General features: G+C 63.1%; 12 protein-coding genes. 3 read left to right on the top strand and 9 right to left on the bottom strand.

The features are described from left to right. Positions 1–118: 118 nt before the first annotated feature. Complete coding sequence (locus AUC43_RS17115) at positions 119–3,193, top strand: PAS domain-containing protein (RefSeq protein WP_068196470.1); 3,075 nt, start codon at positions 119–121, stop codon at positions 3,191–3,193. A 221-nt stretch (positions 3,194–3,414) separates the two neighbouring features. Here AUC43_RS17115 and AUC43_RS17110 read toward each other — a convergent pair whose 3' ends face one another. Then, positions 3,415–3,897, bottom strand: coding sequence for a GyrI-like domain-containing protein (locus tag AUC43_RS17110; protein ID WP_068196468.1), 483 nt, complete (start codon positions 3,895–3,897; stop codon positions 3,415–3,417). Positions 3,898–4,030: 133 nt separating this feature from the next. On the opposite strand from AUC43_RS17110, the gene AUC43_RS17105 reads away from it, so the two are divergent. Next, positions 4,031–4,681 carry an HAD family hydrolase gene (locus AUC43_RS17105; protein ID WP_068196466.1) on the top strand — a complete coding sequence of 217 codons (651 nt, stop codon included), beginning with the start codon at positions 4,031–4,033 and terminating at the stop codon, positions 4,679–4,681. A gap of 146 nt (positions 4,682–4,827) precedes the next feature. Here AUC43_RS17105 and AUC43_RS17100 read toward each other — a convergent pair whose 3' ends face one another. From AUC43_RS17100 to AUC43_RS17070, 7 genes are all read right to left on the bottom strand, one after another. Beyond that, positions 4,828–5,715, bottom strand: coding sequence for an SDR family oxidoreductase (locus AUC43_RS17100; protein ID WP_068196460.1), 888 nt, complete (start codon positions 5,713–5,715; stop codon positions 4,828–4,830). 77 nt (positions 5,716–5,792) lie between these two features. Further along, a complete protein-coding gene (locus tag AUC43_RS17095) occupies positions 5,793–7,697 on the bottom strand; it encodes a CocE/NonD family hydrolase (RefSeq protein ID WP_068196458.1) in 1,905 nt (634 codons plus the stop codon). Positions 7,698–8,029: 332 nt separating this feature from the next. After that, on the bottom strand, positions 8,030–11,317 hold the full coding sequence (locus tag AUC43_RS17090; protein WP_068196454.1) for an AsmA-like C-terminal region-containing protein: 3,288 nt from the start codon (positions 11,315–11,317) through the stop codon (positions 8,030–8,032). Positions 11,318–11,534: 217 nt separating this feature from the next. After that, positions 11,535–14,939, bottom strand: coding sequence for a S41 family peptidase (locus tag AUC43_RS17085; RefSeq protein ID WP_233254040.1), 3,405 nt, complete (start codon positions 14,937–14,939; stop codon positions 11,535–11,537). Between the two features lie 262 nt (positions 14,940–15,201). Next, positions 15,202–15,900, bottom strand: coding sequence for a hypothetical protein (locus AUC43_RS17080; protein WP_068196443.1), 699 nt, complete (start codon positions 15,898–15,900; stop codon positions 15,202–15,204). A gap of 383 nt (positions 15,901–16,283) precedes the next feature. Next, complete coding sequence (locus AUC43_RS17075) at positions 16,284–17,735, bottom strand: ATP-binding protein (protein ID WP_068196440.1); 1,452 nt, start codon at positions 17,733–17,735, stop codon at positions 16,284–16,286. Between the two features lie 199 nt (positions 17,736–17,934). Next, on the bottom strand, positions 17,935–19,299 hold the full coding sequence (locus AUC43_RS17070) for a sigma-54-dependent transcriptional regulator (protein WP_068196437.1): 1,365 nt from the start codon (positions 19,297–19,299) through the stop codon (positions 17,935–17,937). A gap of 134 nt (positions 19,300–19,433) precedes the next feature. Here AUC43_RS17070 and AUC43_RS21085 point away from each other — a divergent pair, with 134 nt between their 5' ends. Further along, entirely contained in the window at positions 19,434–20,111 is a 678-nt protein-coding gene (locus AUC43_RS21085; protein ID WP_157781143.1) for a hypothetical protein, read from the top strand. Here AUC43_RS21085 and AUC43_RS17065 read toward each other — a convergent pair. Continuing rightward, positions 20,086–20,916 (bottom strand): ATP-binding cassette domain-containing protein, encoded by an 831-nt coding sequence (locus AUC43_RS17065; RefSeq protein WP_068196436.1) that lies wholly within the window; start codon positions 20,914–20,916, stop codon positions 20,086–20,088. The two genes, AUC43_RS21085 and AUC43_RS17065, sit on opposite strands and share 26 nt — an antisense overlap. Between the last annotated feature and the right edge of the window lie 23 nt (positions 20,917–20,939).

Raw genomic sequence — 20,939 nt, 5'->3', positions numbered from 1 at the left:
CGGAAGGGGGCCTGGGCTAAAATTGAAGCAGACTTGCTTTCAGCAGGTTCCCGCCATCGAAGCCGCCAGTTCTGCGTATGAATCAGCTCAACATTCCGGTTGTGTTTACCTTCGCCGCATGCCCGATTCTGCCTCCGCGTCTATCCCCGCCGAACTCCGCGACGCTTTTCCGCTTGGCGACTTACTGGAGGGCTTGCTGGATACCTCGCTGCAGGGCGTGGCGCTCTACTCGCCCGTGCGGGCGGCCAGCGGCGAAATCGTCGATTTCACCATCGATTACTTTAACCCCACCGCCCAGCGCATGCTGCAGCAGCCGGCCCGGCCGGCCGGCACGTACCTGGAGTACTACCCACACACCGTCGCGACCGGCGTTTTTGCCTTTCACCGCGAGGCCTTCGAATCCGACGCGCCGACGCGGATGGACATCAACTACCAGGGCGACGGTCTCGACAACTACTTCCGGCTGTCGGCCCGGCGGGTGGGGCGGGGGCTGCTGGTAAGCTTCAGCGACACGGCCCACCATACCCGCACGGCCGTGGAGTTGGCCCTGCGCGAAAGCCAGGCCCGCGAGCGCGCCGCCCTGGCCGAAGCCGAACGCCAGCGCGCCGCCCTGCACGAGACCTTTATGCAGGCGCCGGCCATGATTTGCATCTTCGCGGGCCCCGAGCACGTGTTTGAGCTGGCCAACCCGCTCTACCAGCAGCTGGTGGGCAACCGGCCGCTGCTGGGCCGGCCCGTTCGCGAGGCCATGCCCGAACTGGCGGGGCAGCCCATTTTTGGCCTGCTCGACGAGGTGTACCGGACCGGCCAGACCTTTCGGGCCAACGAGATGCTCATCCAGCTCGACCACGCCAATGCGGGCAATTCGGAGCTGGAAAATCGGTATTACAACTTCAGCTACCAGGCCCGGTACGACACCAGCGGCGCCATCGACGGCATTATTGTGTTTGCCTTTGAGGTGACGCCGCAGGTGCAGGCCCGGCAGCAGCTGGCCACCACCGAGCGGCAAAGCGCCGAGCTAAACGAAGAGCTGGCCGCCGCCAACGAAGAGCTGCAGGCGGCCAACGAGGAAATTCGGTCCAGCAACGACGACCTGTTTCGGGCGCAACTCCGGCTCAACGAGCTGAACCAGGAGCTGGAGGTGCGGGTGGCCGACCGCACCGCCCGCCTGCTGCGCGCCCAGACCGACGCCGAGCGCCAGCGCGCCCGGCTGGAGCGGTTCTTTATGCAGGCGCCGGCCGCTATCTGCATTCTCGACGGCCCCGAGCTGGTGTATGAGCTGGTGAACCCGGGCTACCAGGCGCTGTTTCCGGGCCGGCAGCTGCTGGGCCGGCCGATTCTGGCGGCCCTGCCCGAAATCGAGGGCCACGAAGTGCACCGCACCCTTCAGCGCGTGTTCGAAACGGGCCTCACCAACGAGGAAAACGGCATTCTCATTCCCATTGCCCGGCCCGAAGACGGGGTGCTGGAAGACCGGTACTTTAACTACATCCAGCAGGCCCGCTACGACGAAACCGGGCGCATCGACGGCGTGCTCGTGTTTGCCTTTGAGGTAACGGAGCAGGTGCAGGCGCGCCGGCGCGCCGATGCCCTGCAAGCCGCCACCCTCGAAGCCTCGAAGCAGCTGGTGCAGCAGCGCGAAACCCTTTACCAGGTGTTTGAGCAAACGCCGGCCAGCGTGGCCATCCTGCGCGGCCCCGAGCACCGGTTCGATTACGTGAACCCGGGCTACCAGGCCCTGTTTCCGGGCCGGCCGCTGCTGGGCCGGCCGCTGGCCGAGGCCTTGCCCGAGACGGTGGACTTTGGCTTCCTGGGCCTACTCGACCAGGTGTACACCACCGGCGAGGCGTTTTTTGGCACCGAACTGCCTTTGCAGGTGCGCGATACCGCGGGCAACCTGCTGCCCGAGGTCTACTTCACGTTCACCTACCAGGCGTACCACGACGGCGGCGCCGTGGTGGGCGTGTCCATTTTCGCCTTCGACGTGACCGAGCAGGTACTGGCCCGCCAGCAGGCCGCCGTGCTACAGGAAGAAATGCAGCAGCGCGACGCCCAGCTGCAGGCGCTGTTTGAGCAAGCCCCGGTGGCCATTGCGGTGCTCCGCGGGCCCGAACTGGTGGTGGAGCTGGCCAACCCCGGCATGTGCGCCATATGGGGCCACACGCTGGAAGAAGTACTCGGCAAGCCGCTGATGGACGGCATGTTCGAGCTGCGCGGCCAAGGCTTTGACCTGCTGCTGCAAGACGTGCTGACCACGGGGCAGGCGTATGTGGCCCAAGGGCAAGCCGTGGAACTGCCGCGCCACGGCCGGCTCGAAACCGTATACGCGAACTTCGTGTACCAGCCCCTGCGCGACAGCAACGGCCAGATTACGGGCATAGCTGCCGTGGCCACCGACGTAAGCGAGCAAGTGGCGGCCCGCCAGCTGTTGGCCCGCGCCAACGAGGAAATGACCGCCGCCCACCTGGCCGTGAGCGCCCGCAACCAAGAGCTGGCCCAGGCCAACCTGCAGCTGACCCGCACCAACCAGGACCTGGACAACTTCGTGTACGCGGCCAGCCACGACCTCAAGCAGCCCGTCAACAACCTGGCGGGCCTGTTCGAGGAGTTGCGGCGGTCCACCGTGTTCCAGGACCCCGAGGAAAAGGACCTGCTCGAACCCATGGTGGAAGATGCCCTGCGCCAGCTGGGCACCACCATCGACGACCTGGCCGTGGTGGGGCAGGTGCAGCGACTCCCGGAGCTGGCCGCCGAAACCGTGCTCATGGACGAGTTGACCCAGGAGGTGCTCCAAACCCTGCAGCCCCAGGTGCAGGCGGCCCGGGCGCGCATCACCACCGACTTCTCGGCCCGGCCCACGCTGTCCTACGCCCGCGCCAACCTGCGCACCATCGTGCTCAACCTGCTCAGCAACTCGCTGAAATACGCCGACCCCGCCCGGCGCTGCCGCGTGCACCTCTCCATGTGGGTGCAGGAGGACCGGCCCGTGCTCATGGTGGAAGACAACGGCCTGGGCTTCGACGTGCAGCGGCACCGCGGCGAGCTGTTTCACCTCTTCCGTCGCTTCCACGACCACACCGAAGGTACCGGCGTGGGCCTCTACCTCGTCAACCGCATCGTGCAGAGCAACGGCGGCCATGTGGAGGTGGAGAGCGAAGTAGGGGAGGGTACCACGTTCCGGGTGTATTTGTAAAGGGTGGTTGGGCCAGAACGGTACGTCCTGCCGCGCCTCTTGTCATGCAGAGCGTAGCATCTTTACCCCAGTTGCAATCCAATCGTCCGTCATGCAGAGCGCAGCGAAGCATCTTGTCACCCTTGCACGACCCGTTGAGGAGTGATAAGATGCTTCGCTGCGCTCTGCATGACAAGAGGCGCGACATGACAGGCGATTTCAGCCTATTTCCCTGCTAAAGGCTAAGTCCTGGCCTTAATAGGTATCCAGATTTCCTCTTCTGATTCGGGGGCGTTGTTCTTATACTTTTCTCCCAGCAGTTCGAAGTGGGGCCGGTCGTCTAGCAAGTAGCCCGAGGCAGGCAGCCAGGTTTCGAAGATGTACCGAAACGTTTGGTCGGGGGTGCTGTCGTCGGCGCGGTGTAGGAATACGGCATAGAGGCCGCCGGGCAGCGTGATGGTTTCCATGCCCTGCGGCACGTTGTCAAAGTCCGTTACCGCCACCGTAGCCCATTTCTCAAATTCGGTAATTGGGCTAAAATCCTGGAAATACCCCGGGCCATAAAGTTGCATAGAGTAGAACTCGGGGCCCAGTGGATTAAGAATTTCCCGGCGCCGGGGCATGAAGCTTTGCCACAGCTCGCGCGTTTTATTCTGCGCCAATGACATGGTCATGCGCTTGCCAATTAATTTCTTTTCGGCCAGTTGCTCGATTCTTGGTTTCATGTCGAAAGCTAAAGGAAGGAGCAGAAATTGAGCTGGCCCTGCGCCCGACTTGAGCCTACCGCCACGGAAAAGCGCGAGCTTTGCCCTACGCAACTGCCCGGATTGCCCCGGTTTCGCTTAGCTCAATGTTTCTATGAAAGCCTTTGTTTTCGACCTCAACGGTACCATGATTCACGACATGGAATACCACACCCGCGCCTGGCAATACCTGTTCAATTACGACCTGGGCGGCCAGTTTACCTGGGATGAAGTGAAGCCGCAGATGTACGGCAAAAACCAGGAGGTACTGGTGCGCATGTTTGGCCCCGACCGGTTTAGCGCGGCCGAAATGGACCGACTCTCCCTCGAAAAGGAGCGGCGCTACCAGCAGGAGTTTCTGCCGCACCTGCAGCTGCTGCCGGGCCTGCCCGCGTTTCTGGAAGCGGCCCACCAACGGGGCATACCCATGGCCATCGGCTCAGCTGCTATCCCGTTCAACATCGACTTCGTGCTCGATAACCTGAACATCCGGCACTACTTCCAAACCATTGTCAGCGCCGATGACGTGGTCCTGAGCAAGCCCAACCCCGAAACCTTCCTCAAAGCCGCCGCGCAGCTGGGCGTGGCGCCGGTTGGCTGCATCGTGTTCGAAGACGTGCCCAAAGGCGCCGAAGCCGCGCACAACGCCGGCATGAACGCTGTGGTGCTCACCACCACGCACGAGGAAACCGAATTTGCCCACCTCCCCAATGTGCTGCACTTTGCGCCGGATTTTACCGACGAGTTTATGCAGGCCTTAGTCTAGCATGGTCTGGTTCGGGCGGCCAGTGCTAGAGCGGTTTCTGAGTGAGTGTATGGCAGTAGCGCGGACTTTTAGTCCGCGAGGCCGTAGCGCCAACTGGCTCGCGGACTAAAAGTCCGCGCTACTGTACACCGACTCCGAAACTGCTTTTAATAGTCGAAGGCGGCGCGGTGCTTTTCGATGAACTGCCGCCACCGCACCGGCTCCTGCCCGGCAATGCCGGGAAAGTTGTCGAACACGTCGTCGGCACCCGGCAGGGTGTGGGCGGCGTAGCGCTTGTAGTGGTCGTACACGCAGTGCATGTAGGCCATTTCGGCGCCGGCGGCGCGCATGTTTTCCAGAAATACCTCCGGCGCTACGGGCTCGTAGCGGAAGGGCTTGCCCAGCACCTCGGCCATGACGGCCGCGATTTCGTGGTAGGATTTGGCGTCGTAGCCCAGCCGGTAGGTGTAGCCGGCGTGGCGCTCGGGGTGCAGCAGGGCCTGCGCAGCGGCCAGGGCCACGTCTTCGGCATCGACCCAGCTCAGGCGGGCATCGCCCACAAACTGCCGGATGAGGCCCGCCTGCACCACCTGGGTACCGCCGTAGCTGAGCAGGTTTTGCATGAAGGTTTCGGGCCGCAGGTGGGTGAAGGAGAAGCCGCGCCACTCGATGTAGCGCTCCACCAGTTGGTGCCAGGCCCAGTGGGCCACGGTGGTGTCGTCGGGGCCGCAGGCACCCAGGTGCACCACATGGCGCACGCCGGCCAGGTGGGCCTGGTCGAGAAAAGCCTTGCTCTGGCGCAGCATATCCACGGTGTAGCCGGTTACGAGCAAGGCGCGGTCGATGCCGGCCAAAGCGGGCGCCAGGGTTTCTTCGCGGTCAAAATCGAGCAGCACGCTGCGAACGCCCTGCGCCTCGAAGGCCGCTGCCTGGGCCGGGGAGCGCACGGCTGCTACCAAGGTTATGGTGTCGTCGGCGCGGAGGCGGCGGAGCGTGTCGCCGCCAATCTGGCCGGTGGCGCCGGTAATGAGAACGGTGGGTTTGGAGCTAGGCATTGGGCTGGAAAAGGGAGAGCCCATAACGGAGGAAGCAGGCGGCATGTTTTAGCCCAACCCCGCTCCGGGGCGTGAAGCTAGGGTGCTACCACCTGCACCCGGACCGCCGAAGCCTGCTTGGCATCGTGGTAGAGCCGGATGGTGGCTTTCTGGAAATCCTTGGCCTCGGCCTTGGCAATGGGCACAAATTTCTGTGGGTTGCGGTCTACCAGCGGAAACCAAGTGCTTTGCACCTGCACCATGAGGCGGTGGCCTTTCCGGAAGGTGTGGAGCACGTCGGGCAGCTCATATTTTACTTCGGTGGGCTGGTTGGGCTTGAACGCCTCGGGCTGGGTGAAGCTGTTGCGGAAGCGGCCGCGCATTACCTCGGCGCGCACCAGGCGCTGGTAGCCGGCCGTGGGTTTTTTGCCGGGCGCAAAACCGGTGGCATTGGCGGGCAGCACGTCGATGACCTTCACAATAAAGTCGGCATCGGTGCCGGAAGTGCTCACAAACAGGTCGGCGGTGAGCGGGCCAGCAAGGGTGAGGTCCTCGGTCAGGGGCTCGGTTTGGAAGGTGAGCACGTCGGGGCGCTTGGCGGCGAAGCGCTGGTCTTCAATCATGTACTCGTTTTTACGCTCGGCGTGCACGCCCTCGGTGTAAGGCACGGGGTTGGCCGGGTCGCTGACATATTGAGCTGGTTTAGAGGCCGCAGGAGGCGCCGTAAACCCGAGGCGGCCGGCTTCCTGGAAGTAGAGCGTGCGCGTTTTGGTAGCCGCCGGGGGCCAGGCGGCGTAGGTTTTCCACTCGTTGGTGCCGGTGTTGAAGACCGTGGCTTCGGCCGGGTTGAAGCTGCCTTTGTCCTTGAGGTAGAAGTTGAAAAACGGCGTTTCCAGCGTTTCGCGGAAGGTCTGGGAGACGTTGCTGCCGAAGCTCAGCGGGCCGAAGGTGCTCCAGTCGGGCCGAGCCCAGGCGCCGTGAGTCCAGGGGCCCATCACGAGGCGGTTGGTGGCGCCGGGATTCTGCTTTTCGATGGCCTTGTAGGTGTTGAGCGCGCCGAACAGGTCCTCGGCATCAAACCAGCCGCCCACCACCAGCACCGCGGGCTTCACGCCGGTGAGGGCCGTGCGGATGTTGCGGGCCTGCCAGTAAGCGTCGTAGGTTTCGTGCTGCAGGTACTCGTTCCAGATGCGGGCGCGGTTGTTAAAGTACTTGCTGCTGTTGGCGTTTTTGATGGGCCCCAATTTGAGGTAAAACTTGTACGCGTCTTTGGGCTCAAACTTGAACAGCTCCTCGTATTGGGCCACCGGCTTGGGGCGCGGCACGTCGAAGGAGTTGGTGAAGTCGAAGTTGTCGAGCAGGAAAAACGCGCCTTTGTGGCGGGCATCGTCGCCCATAAACTCATCCGTGACCGGGGCCTGCGGCGACACCGATTTCAGGGCCGGGTGGGCGTTGGGCAGGGCCGCCGTGGCGTAGAATCCGGGGTAGGAAATGCCCACCATGCCCACGCGGCCGTTGTTGCCAGGCACGTTCTTCAGCAGCCATTCGATGGTGTCGAAGGTGTCGGTGCTTTCGTCGTGCGGGGTGGCGGGGCCTTGCACTACTGCCGCTTTAATGCCCTTCAGCGCCGGTGTCATTTCCTCAAACTGGCCCTGGCTCAGGTAGCGCCCGCGCACGTCCTGGTACACGAAAATGTACTTTTCCTGCGATAATTCCCGGCTGGGCCCGGGGCCGCGCAAGCGGTACTTCTGCTCCCCATACGGCCCGGCCGAGTAGGGCGTGCGCGTCATCAAAAACGGGTAGGGAGTGCCGGCCGAAGCATCCTTGGGCACATAAATCACCGTGTATAGCTTCACGCCGTCGCGCATCACAATCTGGCGGTCGAGCTTGGTGTAGTTCTGCCGCACGAAGGCCGAATCCTGGGCGCGGGTAGGGGCTTGGGCCTGAGCTGAAGCGGCTATGCCAGCGGCCAGTAAAGTGGTGGTGATAACGGTGCGAAGCATGCAGGGAAGGGTATAAGCAGAAGAGGTGAGGGTTGGCAGCCCGCAAAGAACGGCAGGATGTTAGGATAGAAGTTTTGGTAGGAATATGATGCTGGTAGACTGTTGCGAAGCTTCCCCTCGCGTGGAACCTCACCCCAGGCCCCTCTCCAAATGAGAGGGGAGCCTCACGTTAAAAAGTGAAAGGCGCGGCTCAATTGAGCCGCGCCTTTTAACTTAAAATTGACCTGAGTCTTGTGCCGTGGCACCCCTCTCTTTTGGAGAGGGGCCGGGGGTGAGGTTCCACGGGAGGTGCTTCGCGGCGTTCTGCATGACGGAAACTATACACACTCACATCAGCGCAGCAGGCGCACGGTGGTATCCAGGCGCTGGGTGAGCAGGAAGTCGCGGTACTGCTGGCGGAGGCTGGCTTCCTCGCGGCGCTGCTCTTCCTTCTGAAACAGGCGAACCTTGTACTTCTCCTTGGGTTCGGTGCGCCGCAGGTTGATGTAGGTGAGCTTGCGGTCGGCATTGCGCTTGGGTTCGCCGTCCTGGATGCGCTCGATGCGCTCGATGCGCTTGTCGTTGTTGCCAAACAGGGCCTGCAAGGGCTTGAGGCCGACGAAGAGGTTGCTGCGGCCATCCAGGCCGTAGCGGCCGCTTACCTGCAGGCTGCTAAGGTTGCTGTTCAGGCGCAGGCCGGGGATGAGCAGCTGCCCATTGGCCAGGATAAACTCGCTGCTCACCGGCTCAAAATACAGGTGACTGGTTCGCTCGGACTTCATGAATTTAAGTGCCTCCATCAGGGCCTCCACATTCAGCAGCTCCAGGTCTCGGAAATCGGCTTTCACGTAGCCCACCGTTTGCGGCAGGCTGGGCAGGAAGGTGCTGCCGAGGTCGGTGCGCAGGTCTACCAAGCCGCGCAGGCTCCCGCGGATATTGTCGCCGCCCAGCACGTTGAGGCCCATGGCCGTGGCAGTACTGAACAGGGCAGGCAGCTGCACATCTTCCAGCCGCAGCTGCGCCTGGGCAGGGTGGTGCTCGCGGTCACCGGTGCTCAGCATGAGGCCGCGCAGGCTGATGTGGCCCTGCAGCGCGTCCAGCGAACAATCGTCGAGCCGGGCCTCGCCCTCCAGCAGGTGCGATACCAGCCGGAACCGGGTGCCCTTGATGGCGGCGTAACGCACCTCATTGGCCTCCACGCGCAGCACCGCGCTCAGCACGCCGCTCGACACCATGGAGGTGCTCTTGGGCGACTGTAGCCGCAGGGCCCGGCGCGTGGCGCGGGCTATGGTGCGGGCCGTGGGCACGGTGTCGACGGGAGTGGTCATGCTGGCAATCCAAGCCAGTAGGCGCTGCACGTCGAGGGTCGCGTAGCGCAGCTTTATCTCGGCATCGGCTGCCTGCAGGCGCATGTTGGCTACCTGGGCGGTGCCGGTGGCTTCTCCCTGGCCGCCCGCGGGTGTGGTAAAGCGTAGAAAGGGCACCTGGAGGAGGGGGCCGGTTTTCTGTAGGCGAAGCTGCACCTGGCTCAGGATTTCGCCGGCGGGAAGCTGCACGTGGTCGATGTCGACGTTCAGCCGGCCATTGGCGGTCAGCAGCAAGTCGCGCAGGGCCGGCATGGCGGCGCCTTTGCCCTTGGCAGGCCGGGGCGTATCGGGTAGGGGGCGGGTGAGGTGGGCCATAAACTGGCGGTAGTTGATGGTGCCAAAACGCACGCCCAGCTGGTATTGCACGGGCGCCACCTCGTTTTGGGGGTCGGTGGGCCATTCCACGTTGCCGCGCACGGCGCCGCCCCACACCTGGCCCGCCAGGTTGCGCAGCTGCACCCGCTGGCCGTCGTGCCGCACGGTCACGGCCAGGTCGTTGAGGGTGTCGCTGGCCAGCAGCAGGCGCTGGCAGCGCAGGCCCACATCCAGCAGCAGGCCTGGCGGAATCAGCTCGCTGCCCAGCGTGGCGGCGAGCTGGGCCTTGTCGCGGGGTGTCCGGCGCTGCCGGTGCCGGCGGCCGGCCGAAGGCACGGCCCCGGCGGTGCGGGGCATGGGCCGCATCAGGGCCCGCAGCCGGTCGATGCGCAGCTCATCCACCGCAAAATTGCCGCTGATGCTAGCCGTGGCGTGCTCGCCAATGAAGTAGTCGTACAGGTAGATGGTGCGGGCCGTGGCCTGAAACCGCATGCCACTCAGCATCCCCGTGGCATTGGAGAGGCGCCAGAGGCTGTCCTGCAGGCCCACCAGCACGTTGAGTTTCGATATGTCGGCCTCGCGCCCCGGCAGGCCCAGGGTGGCATTGCGCAGCGCCATGGTACCGCGCAGCGAGAGGCCTTTGGGCAGCTCTTTGGGGCGGGCGGAGCCGCCGGGGGAGTGCAACAGGCCGCGCACCCGCACGTCGAGGTCGGCTATGCCCTGGCGGGCGCGCCACCGCCCGGGGGCTACCAGCTCCGCCAGCTCGGGCAGTTGGGTACTGCCCCGGAGGTTGGCATTCAGGTAGGGGCGGCTGAAATCGTTCAGGGTCAGGGCCACGTCGAGGCGGCCGGCGGCGGAGTAGATGTGGCAGCGCCGCAAGGTGAGTTGGGTTGATTTGATGCTGTGGGCCCGGCCGTTGTCGTAGGTGCCCTGCAGGTCCCAGCGGCTGATGTGGCGGTTGGCCTCGGGCCACTGCATACTGGCGCCGCGCAAACTAAAGGTCAGCACGTTGCGCGGGCTCACGGTGGGCCCGCTCAGGCCCGTGATGGTGTAGTGAATGTGGGCTTTGCTGGGGCTGGTGGCGCCGGCCAGGTAGGGCTCCAGACGCGGGGGCAGGGCCGCGCGCAGCGTTTCGGTGAGGGGCTGGTTGCCCACAAAACGCAGCTTGAGCATGGTGCCCACCGGCTGCCTTGGGTCCACGGTGTGGGTGCCGCTCACCCGGATGGTGTCGCCGTGGAGGGTGGCGCGGGTGTTCCAGAGCAGGCCCTGGCGGTTTTGGAACGTGTACTTGTAGTGCACCCGGGCATGCACCGGCTCCCGCTCGAAGAGGGTGCCGGCGCGGGTGCGCAGGTAGCTCAACTGCCCATCCAGGGTGCCAGCCACGCGCAGCACCCCGCGCTGCAGCCGCGCCGTGAGCCGGGCCTGCTGCACCTGGGCCCCAAACGCACTGCGCGAATACCCATTGTGCGAGCTAAAGCGAAAGTTGTTCACCAGCAGCTCGTCCAGCTCAAGGTTGAGGGTGGGCGGGGCGCCGGTGCCCTTGCGGCGCTTGCCGCGCAGGCCCCAGGACCGGCCCAATGAATCGACTCGCTCCCGAAAGTCCGCGTCGGTAAGCGCCAGCCGCGTGACCCGAGTTCGGCCGCGCAGCAGGCTGGCCAGCTCCAGGCGCAGGTCGGCTCGCGCAATGCGCAGCACCGGCACCCGCTGCTTAAAAGAAGTGTCAATCAGGGCGATGTGGTGAATGGACGCCGTCAGGTGCGGAAAGTCGCGCCACGGCGACAGCTCCACTTCGAAGGGCGCCAGCACCAGCTCCGAATTGTGCGTGAGCCCGCGCCGCACGGCCTGGGCAATGCGCTTGCGCCCGTATTCGCTGCCCAGCAGCCACACCGCCACCCCCGTCCCCAGCACGCCCAGCAGCAGCAGCGAAGCCAGGAGCCGACGGACGGGGAATGATTTCATAGAAAGAAGCGGCAGGGCAAGATACCAGTGCGCACCAGCAACACCAAAACAAATGAAGGTAGCCGTAATTGCGCCAAAGCCCCTAAAATAATCTCAGCCGTTGGCGAAGTTCCCCTAAGCAAAAGCCCTGAGCTGGACTGCTCAGGGCTTTAGAAAAAGACATATCGGCGTCAGCGAAATAATGGGCGGGGCCAGCAAAGGGTGCCTGGCCGGCGCACTACTTCCCGCCGCTAGCGCCGCTGGTAGGGTTCTTGAGTTGGCCGAGGAGTTCCTGCACAGCGGTATCCAGCTGCACGTCGCGGCCAGTGTAGCTCTCGCCGATGGGCCGGGTCACGGCCACGTCTACCGGGCGGGGGTTCATCTCCATCACCTTGCCATCGCGGGCCGACCGAATGGTGACGAACGGCAGGCGCAAGCTCGAGCCATCGAGCAGCGAGACGTTGGCGGTAAAGATTATCCAGCCGCCGGTGGGCTCGCCCACTATTTTGCCCAGCTTTTCGGCCCGGTAGCCCTCGCTAAAATCTTCGGCATCGGAGAGGGAGTGCTGGTTGGTCACGAGCACCGTGGGCAGCTCCAGGGAGCGCTGGCCCAGGTAGGAGCGGATGGGCTGGAAAGTGGGCTGGCTGCGGTTGGCAAAGGTGAGGTAGCTGCGGCGGGCCAGCACGTCGATGGCGTACACATTCACGAAGCCGCCGTTGTTGTTGCGCACATCCACCACCACGCCTTCGCGGCCCATGTTCTCGGCGTCGAGGTCGAGGTGCAGCTGGGACAGCGCCCCGGCCGACATGTCGAACATGTGCACGTAGCCCAGGCGGCCGCCGCTGGCTTTGGCTACGTAGGCCCGCCGTTCTTCCACCCACTGCTGGTAGTCGAGGCCTTTTTCGGTGTCGCGGCTCAGGGGGCGCACCACCACGTCGCGCTCGGCTGCCGCGGAAGGAGTGGCCACCGTTTTGGTTTTGGATTTCCGTTTGCCGGTCGCGGCCGTTGGGTTGGCCTGGCCGCTGGCAATGCGCAACGTCACGCGGCGGCCCACTTTGTATTGCAGCAGCTCGTCGAGGTTGGTGGTAGGGGTGAGGGCCTGGCCGTCCACCGCCCGGACTACGTCGCCGGGCCGGATGCCGGCTAGCGCGGCGGCGCTTAGCGGCAGCACGGTGCTTACGCGCAGGCGCCCGTTTTGCTCGTATTCGGGGGCGTCGAAGCGCAGGCCCAGGCGGCCGGTGGCCGCGGGCACCACCGTGCCGGCGGCCAGGGCTGGGTTCAGGCCGGAGTGCGAGGCGTTGAGCTCGCCAATCATCAGGTTGATGAGGCGGCGGGCTTCGTCCACGGTGCGGGCGCCGGCAATGAGCGGAGCGTAGATATCGTGCTGGGCTGCCCAGTTCACGCCATTATAAGTGGGGTCGTTGAAAAAGTCGCGCAGCAGGCTCCACGACTGCTCAAACACAGCCACCTTTTCTTTTTCGAAGTCTACATCCATCTCGGCCGATACGGCCACGCTATGCGCCGCACCCTTGCCCACTTCCACCGGCACCACCTTGATGACGCCCTGGTCGAGGTAGTAGATTTCCTTGCTGTCGCGCGAGAACTGCGCGTCGCGCTTGGCCCCCACGGTAGACGTGAGCTGCCGCACCACGGCCGGCTCCTTGCTCAATTCGTCGAGCGGGTACACGTACAGGTTCGATTGGTTGGCCGAATATGCCGTCAGCAGTAGCCATTTGCCGTCGGGGCTGATGCTGTGCGGGCCCACGTTCACGCCCACTGGCAGCAGACTCAAGCGGCGGCGAATGTCTTCAAACACGATGTTGACGGGCGGCTTTCCGGCTTTGGCGGGTGCGGTGCCGGCCGGGGCAGATTTTCCGTTTTGGGCTGAGCGGGTGCCCAGCGAATCGGTGGGGCCGCCGGGCAGCACCGCGGGCCGCGCTGTAGCGGCGGGCTTCACGGGCGGGGCCGTGTTTTTATCGAGCGTGGTGGGGCTGGGCGCGGGCTGCTCCTTAAACAAGTCGCGGAACTGGTCTTCGCGGAATCGCGGGGTGCGGGGTAGCAAGTCGATGCGGGCCAATTGGGCGTCTTCGGTGCGCTGGCCCGTATCGAAAAGCAGAAACTTGCCATCGGGGCTCCACGAAACCGAATTGGTGTTCGTGTTGGCCACGAAGCTCACCGCCCGCGCAGTCCCGCTGGCCGCGGGTACCACGTTGACGTTGGTAAAGCCGCGGGCGCCGCGGGGCGTGAAGGCCACCCAGCGCCCATCGGGCGACCACACAAAGCTGCGCCGGGCCCGGATGGGCGCCCGGCCAAAAACGCCCTTGGCCAGTACTTTTTCCTGCTGTTGGGCTACGTCCAGCACGCGCAGTTCGGCGGCATCGCGTTCAAAGGCCAGCTGCTTGCCATCAGGAGAAAACGTGGGCGCGGCATCGTTGAGCGGGCTGTTGGTCAGGCGGGTTTCCAGGCCAGTGGCAAAGGCGTAGCTGTAGACGTGCGAAGGCCCGTCGCGCTCCGACACGTATACCAAGCGGCGGCTGTCCGGCGACCAGGCAATGTCGGACTCAGCAGTGGGCGTTTGCGAAATGCGGGTGGCTTCGCCGCCATCGGCCGCCGATGCTGCGAACACTTCGCCGTGCACCACAAAGGCCATTTTGGTGCCATCGGGCGACAGCGCTAGCTCCTGCAGGCGGTCGGTGAAGCGCAGCCGCTCCGTGGCCGGGCCGGCGGGGGCGCCGCGCCGCTGCACCGCTATTTCGCGCACCTGCCCATTGTCGGTGTCCAGGGTCCAGAGCTTGAAGTTGCGCTCGAAGGCAATCAGCTTGCCGTCGTAGGAAATGCTGGGCCAGAGCACGCGCCCGTCCTTAAATGAGGTCACGGCGCGGGCCGGCGCCTTGTCGCCGTTCAGGCCCAGCACCCAGATGTTTTCCTGGCCATTTTGGTCCGAAACGTAGAATAGGCGCTGCCCGCCCTGTCCCCACATGGGCCACAGGGCCTTGCTGCCCGCGGCCGTAATGGCCTCGTAGGTGGGTACGCCGTTGGCCCCCACGCGGCGCAGGGTGATTTCCGATTCGTCGAGGTGGCTGTGGCCGTGGCGCCACCACTGGTTGCTGGCAATGCCCCGGGCGCTGAAGGCCAGGGTTTTGCCGTCGGGGCTGGGCGCGGCAAAGAATTCGTTGGCGTAGCGGTCGGCGCTCACGGCGGTGGGCGTGCCCCCGGTGGCCGGCACCCGGTAGATGTCGTTCATGCCCGCGATGTCGCGGCTGGTCGAGGAAAAGTACAGCCATTTCCCATCGGCCGACCAGCTGTCGAGCTGGTCCGGGGCATCGTCGAAGGTGACGCGGCGCAGCTCGCCGGTTTCCAGGGCCAGCACGTACACGTCGCCGTTGCCGGTGCGGGTCGAGACGAAGGCCAGGGAGCGGCCATCGGGGGAGTACAGCGGGCGGCTTTCGGTGGCGAGGTGGGCCACCAGCAGGCGGGCCTCGCCGCCGGACACGGGACTGGTCCAAATGTCGCCGCCCGACACAAAGGCTAGCTCGGTGCGGTTGGGTGAGATGGCCGGTTCCGAGAAGTACGGCACAGGTGCCGGGGCCGCCAGGGCCGCAGCCGGCAACCCAATGGTGGCCAGCAGTCCCCCTGCCAGCACAGGGGTAAACCATCCCCTCCGGGCAAGAGCGGAAAACGCGTAAGCAAGCATCAGCAAGAAGCGGTTAGGTAAGGGTAATTTCAAATAGTAGGGCGTTTGCCATTATTGGGCTAAGGTATGGGCGTAATGAACATATCTAACATTTTATAGCAATTTATTTTGTAGTCATTTGGGATTGGCCGCCAGCAGAACGGCCCCGCGGTGCTAAACACCACGGGGCCGTTCTGTTTTGAGATGGCTTGCGCCCAGCTATTAGCAAGGGTTATTCCGCTTCTTCGCTCACGGCATCGGCGTGCGTGGTGGCCTCGTAGGTGTCGGCGTATTTGAAATCCTCGAGCCAGTAGGCGGAGCTCACCACGTCAAATGTCACCGAATTGGCTTCGGTTTTTACCGTCTTTAATTCCCAAAGCATGGACTCGGCTTCCTCAAATTTCGGTCCTTCCAATTGCGTCGAGAACAGCCGATTAATTAAGGCTTTATCGGACAGGCCCGGCGCCAGGAGCCGCATGAGCGGAGCCGCCGGCGAATCCGTGAGCATAGCCAGGTCCTCAGGGTTTTCAGCCGTGCATTTTACCTGGAACTGCACGGCCTGGGTGCGCGGAAAAGTGCCGTTGTAGGCCGTGTGCAGCAATTCAGTGGCTTTGTAAAAGCCTTTGTGCAGCGCTAATTCGGGGTTTTCTTCCCAGAGTTTTTCGGTGAGCATCTGGTGGCCCAGGTTCTCAATTTGGCCGGCATTTAATTCCTCTGGAAATAAATAGCCCAACACGATTTCGGCGGCTTCGCGCGGCTCCATATCGGTGAAGGACATGAGGCACATGTCTTTTAATTCGGCTTCCTTTATTTCATCCGGATTATCATAGTTCATCTTCTTCAGAAGCTCTTTGTAATCCGCGTTCTGCCAGGAGTTGGGCAGCTCAGTAAGGGAGGTAAAGGATAAACGCTCGACGGTGAATTTCGACATGGTATTGACTTATGGTAATATCTCGGGGAATGCGCTGATTTGCTGAGGGAAAGCACCAGCGGTAGTCGGGTTTACGCGCAAAGCCTGTAAACAACCGGAAAGTATGGCTTTTTGAAATTAAACCGCCTGTTACGGTCAACGCAGCCTCTCGCTTCGTTGTCATGCAGAGCGCAGCGAAGCATCTTATCGCCGCGGAACGACTCGTTCGAACGTGAGAAGATGCTTCGCTGCGCTCTGCATGACAGGCGATTAATGGAAAGGCGATTGAGTTAGCACTGAGGTAGAGATGCTTCGGCTGCGCTCAGCATGACTGTTCTTCTGTATCAGCATGACCGTTACTTTTTATTCGCCTGAGCGGCCCCGTTTATTTAAAAACAACTTACCTATCCCGCTATAGGCAAGGTGAATAGAAAGCGGCTGCCTATTTCTGGCTGGCTTTCTACCCACAGCTGGCCGCCCTGCGCGCCAATAAACTCCCGGGAGATGCTGAGCCCCAGGCCCGAGCTGCCGGCCTTCTGCGCGGTTTGGCCCGGCACGCCTGCAAACCGTTCGAAGATGCGCTTGTGGTAGGCGGCGGGGATGCCCGGGCCGCGGTCTTCCACGCTCACGCGCACCATTTCGCCCCACTGCACCACCCGGATGGTGAGCGGCGCGGCCACCGGCGAGTACCGGATGGCGTTGGAAAGCAGGTTGATGAGCACCCAGGTGGTTTTTTCCACGTCGCCGTGCACGTCGGGCAGGGCGTCGGATACGTGTACGTCGAGCTGCAGCTGCTTGTCGTTGAGCTGCGGGCGCACGGTTTGGGTGGCGAAGCAGATGACCTCGGCCAGCTTCATGGGCTGGGCGTTGAGTTTGATGCCGGCGCCGGCATCGAGGCGGGCCACGTCGATGAGCTGGCCCACCATGTTGAGCAGGCGCTGGGTTTCTTCGCCGATGCCCGTGGCCAGGCGCTGGCGTTCGGCGGCGTCGGTGCGCTCGTGCTGCAGCAGCATCAGGCTGAGCTTGATGCTGGCCAGGGGCGTTTTGAGCTCGTGCGAAATGGTGGCCAGGAAGCCCGACTTTACTTCGTCGAGCTTCTTGAAGTCGGACACGTTGCGGAGGCAGAAGATGTGCCCGCCGGTCTTGGCATTCGTGCGGTCGAAGGCCGAAATTGGGCTGATGCTGAGCTGGTAGTGGGGCGCCTCGCCTTTGTGCGGAAAGGTGAACACGGGGTCGGGCACGGCGTCGCCGGCCAGGTTGGCTTCGGCCAGGGGCACCAGCATCTCGCGCAGCAAGCCATTAGTGGCCGCCACGGCATCGGCCGATTTTCCGAGCAGGTCGGTGGGGGCGAGGCCCAGCAGGTCGCAGGCCACGGGGTTGGCCAGCACGATGGTGTTTTGCTCGTCGAGCAGCAGCAGGCCTTCGTCCAGGCTGCGTACCAGGCTGTCCATGCGGTTGCGCTCGGTGAAGAGTTCGGCTAGGGTGGCGCGGCGCTGGTCCTGGGCCTGGCTCAGCACGCGGTTGACGGCGGCGGCCACGCTGCCTACTTCGTCGTGCCGGCCCACGGCCACGCGGGTGGCGGGGCCGGGGCCGGCCACCCGCTCCATGTCCACGGCCAGGCGGTGCAGGGGGCGCACCACCATGCGCGGCAGTCGCACCATCATGGTGATGCCCACCACCGTGCCGGCCGCCAGAAAGGCCAGCACCGCCAGCCGCGCCGCGTTGAAATCGGCCTGCTCAATGCCGTGGGCGCCGTGCTCCAGGTAGCTGATGGTGAAGAAGGCATACCCGCCCAGCCCCAGCAGCAACAGCAGCAGCAGGAAGACGCTGAGGCGGATTTTAAGTTTGAGGGACATGGTTTCAGTTAACAATTAACAGTGAGCAGTTATCAGTTGCTCGTTGTCCGGTGTCAGTGCTTAAAAAGGCCGTCATGCTGAGCGCAGCCGAAGCATCTCGCTCGCATCGTTGAACCGAAGGTCAGCGCAACTAACGATTGATTTACTACCACACGCGAGATGCTTCGGCTGCGCTCAGCATGACGTTCAGGGAAGTTGACTACGCCTCCAGCCCGTACTCCTGCAGCTTGCGGTAGAGCGTGGTCAGCCCAATTCCCAGGCGTTTGGCTACGTCGGGCTTATTGCCTTCCAGCTCGCTCATCAGCTTGGCTATGTGGCGGGCTTCCATGGCGCGCAGGCTTTCGTCGGCGGCATTGGCGCCGGGCTTCACGGGGCGGCCCAGGGCGTGGAATTCGTCGGGCAGGAAGTCGGCGGCCAGGGGCTCGCCGGCGGGGGAGAGGATGGCGGCGCGCTCCAGCACGTTTTTCAGCTCGCGCACATTGCCGGGCCAGGGGTAGCGCTGCAGCAGCGCCAGGCACTCGGGCTCGAGGCCGGGGAGGCGCTTGCTGAGCTTGGCGGCGAAGTATTGCAGGAAGTGGTGGGCCAGGGGCGGCACGTCGGCGGGCCGGTCTTTGAGGGGCGGCACGTTGATGACGAACACCGAGAGGCGGTAGTACAAATCGGGGCGGAAGCGGCCTTCGTCGGCTTCCTGCTTGAGGTTGCGGTTGGTGGCGGCCACCAAGCGCACGTTCACCTTGGTGGGCTTGGTGTCGCCGAGCTTGGTGAACTGCTGCATCTCGAGCACCCGCAGGAACTTGGCCTGCACGTTGAGCTCCAGCTCGCCGATTTCGTCCAGAAACAGGGTGCCGCCGTTGGCTTCTTCCAGCAGGCCTTTCTTGTCGGTGAGAGCGCCGGTGAAGGCACCTTTCTTGTAGCCAAACAGCTCCGATTCGAGTAAATCCTTGGGGAAGGCGCTGCAGTTGACGGCCACGAAGGCCTTGCCCTTGCGCCCGCTGGCCTGGTGAATGGCCTGGGCAAAGAGCTCCTTGCCGCTGCCGGTGGGCCCTTCCAGCAGCACCGTAGAGTCGGTGGGCGCTACTTGCTGGGCCAGTTTCTGCACCCGCTTCAGCTCCGCGGAGTCGCCTATCATGGACTCGAAGCGGTACTGCTGGCCCACGCGGCGCTCCAGCTCGGCCACGCGCTTGCGGAGGCGGGCTTTTTCGGCGGCGCGGTCCACCACCACCACCAGCTGCTGCTCAAAATCGCCCTTGGTGAGGTAGTCGAACGCGCCGAGCTTCATGGCCTTCACGCCATCGGGGATGGTGCCGAAGGCGGTGAGCAGCACCACTTCGGCATCGGGGGCGGCGGCTTTGTAGCGGGGCAGCAGGTCCACGCCGTGGCCGTCGGGCAGCTTCACGTCGGATATCACCAGGAGCACGTCGTCGGCGTGTTGCTGCAGCAGCTCCAGACCGCGGTGGGCGTCGGGTGCTTGCAGCACAGTGTAGCCTTCCAGCTCCAGTACCTGGGCCAGCAGCTGGCGCAAGCGCGCTTCGTCGTCGATGATGAGCAGGGTACCGGTGGGCATTGGTTGCGTTAGAAGGTTGAATTGAGCGCTCAAAGAACGCCTGACTCTAATGAGGCAGCAAGGGAAACTGGAGTGACTAAGAGCAACCCATTGTCATGCCTAGTTTTGATGACGCCAATTATCCATTCTGCTGTATGTCTGATGTTGCTTTGAAGCTTGCTGAAGCTGTTGAATTATTAAACAACTCAATAGCTCTTAAAAGAGAGTCAGGAGCAAAGCGACTCCGTAAATTAGGCTTGCCCGAATCAGGGGAAGCACTATTAGATGCTTTAAAAAAGGAGGTTAAAGACAAACGAACCTGGTCTGCTCGATACCATTTAATTGCGGCTTTGGGTGTAGTTAAATATCAGCCAGCATTGCCTTTTCTATGGGAATTAACGCACCAAGATTTTGACGCGACAATGACTTATTTAGGGCTTGGCGATGCAGTCTTACGCTTATCTGTTTTAGAGAAGCCCCTTGCGGAAGTTTGGGCTGAAGTTTTGAAAACGCAAAATGCAATGTTCATAGACGGTGCGTTGCGAGCAATTGCTTTACTTAAACTAGTGCCTGACGATGAAACGATTCAAAGCATCATTGCCGTAGCGAGACAACCGAAGTTTATAGATGGCGTCCGTGGATATCCAGGTGACCAATCCGGGCTTAGGTACTGGGTTGCGGCTGCTAGTGGAGGCTGGAAGAAATCATTGACACATGAGTTTCTTTTAGAGTGTCAACTCATCAAGGACACCAGTTTAAAATTTGCTGCTGAACAGGCGTTGAAAGCAAGTACATCAAGTGGGATTATTAACTCCCCCGAATCTCATTCTTGATGTGCTCCACGAACTGGGCGAATTCCGGTTCGGCTTCGACGTTTTCGTGCCAGGCGAGGCCCATTTCGGCCAGGTTGTATTGGTGCTGGGGGCTGATGGTGGCGCCCGGCACGAGGGCCCCGGCCGCATCGTGCTCGTAGCCGAGAAGCCAGAGGCGGTCGGCCAGGGCGGTGGTGGTCACGATGTCGTGCGAGACGATGATGACGGTGTTTAGCTCGTCCATGGTCGTCACTTCGACGATAATGCGTTTCACCTCGTCAATCATCGCTACGTCGAGGCCGGAGAAAGGCTCATCGAGCAGGATGAGGTGGTCGGAGCAGAGCAGCTGTTGGGCGATGGCCGCCCGCTGACGCTGCCCGCCCGAGAGGTGGGCCGGGTACTTTTTGCGGTGCGGCGCGAGGCAGAACCGCTCCAGGTAGATTTCGACGTGCTGGCGGGCCACTTCGGGGGCGTGCTTGCGCTCGGCGGCCACCAGCAGGTTGTCGAGCAGCGTGCGGTGGTCGAACAGCGGGTATCGCTGCTGCACGAAGCCCACCATGCCGGGTGTCACGGGCTGTTGGGCCTGGCCCACTTCCACGGTGCCGGCGGTGGGCGCAATCAGCCCGGCCATGATGCGGCACAGCACCGACTTGCCGATGCCCGAGCGGCCGTAGAAGCCCACCACCTGACCTTGGTTCATGCCGGGGCGCGTCACGTCGAGGACCTGGGCGTTGATGTCGCGCAGGACTTTTTCCCCGTTGAAGGAAATGGAGACGCCATTCAGAGTGAGGATGGGGTCTTTGTAGGAGTAGGCGTGAGCAGTCATGGCGGATTGTAGCGTGGACTCTG

The sequence above is a fragment of the Hymenobacter sedentarius genome, assembly GCF_001507645.1.
Classification (GTDB): Bacteria; Bacteroidota; Bacteroidia; order Cytophagales; family Hymenobacteraceae; genus Hymenobacter; species Hymenobacter sedentarius.
The sequence above is the reverse complement of the archived record's forward strand: the minus strand, read 5'-3'. Positions and strand labels throughout refer to the sequence as shown.

Bases quoted from the DNA above. Each gene is read 5' to 3' on its own strand.
- AUC43_RS17110 (WP_068196468.1), bottom strand. From the start codon at position 3,897: ATGAAACCAAGAATCGAGCAACTGGCCGAAAAGAAATTAATTGGCAAG.
- AUC43_RS17090 (WP_068196454.1), bottom strand. From the start codon at position 11,317: ATGAAATCATTCCCCGTCCGTCGGCTCCTGGCTTCGCTGCTGCTGCTG.
- AUC43_RS17065 (WP_068196436.1), bottom strand. From the start codon at position 20,916: ATGACTGCTCACGCCTACTCCTACAAAGACCCCATCCTCACTCTGAAT.
- AUC43_RS17105 (WP_068196466.1), top strand. From the start codon at position 4,031: ATGAAAGCCTTTGTTTTCGACCTCAACGGTACCATGATTCACGACATG.
- AUC43_RS21085 (WP_157781143.1), top strand. From the start codon at position 19,434: ATGTCTGATGTTGCTTTGAAGCTTGCTGAAGCTGTTGAATTATTAAAC.
- AUC43_RS17080 (WP_068196443.1), bottom strand. From the start codon at position 15,900: ATGTCGAAATTCACCGTCGAGCGTTTATCCTTTACCTCCCTTACTGAG.
- AUC43_RS17100 (WP_068196460.1), bottom strand. From the start codon at position 5,715: ATGCCTAGCTCCAAACCCACCGTTCTCATTACCGGCGCCACCGGCCAG.
- AUC43_RS17095 (WP_068196458.1), bottom strand. From the start codon at position 7,697: ATGCTTCGCACCGTTATCACCACCACTTTACTGGCCGCTGGCATAGCC.
- AUC43_RS17115 (WP_068196470.1), top strand. From the start codon at position 119: ATGCCCGATTCTGCCTCCGCGTCTATCCCCGCCGAACTCCGCGACGCT.
- AUC43_RS17075 (WP_068196440.1), bottom strand. From the start codon at position 17,735: ATGTCCCTCAAACTTAAAATCCGCCTCAGCGTCTTCCTGCTGCTGCTG.
- AUC43_RS17070 (WP_068196437.1), bottom strand. From the start codon at position 19,299: ATGCCCACCGGTACCCTGCTCATCATCGACGACGAAGCGCGCTTGCGC.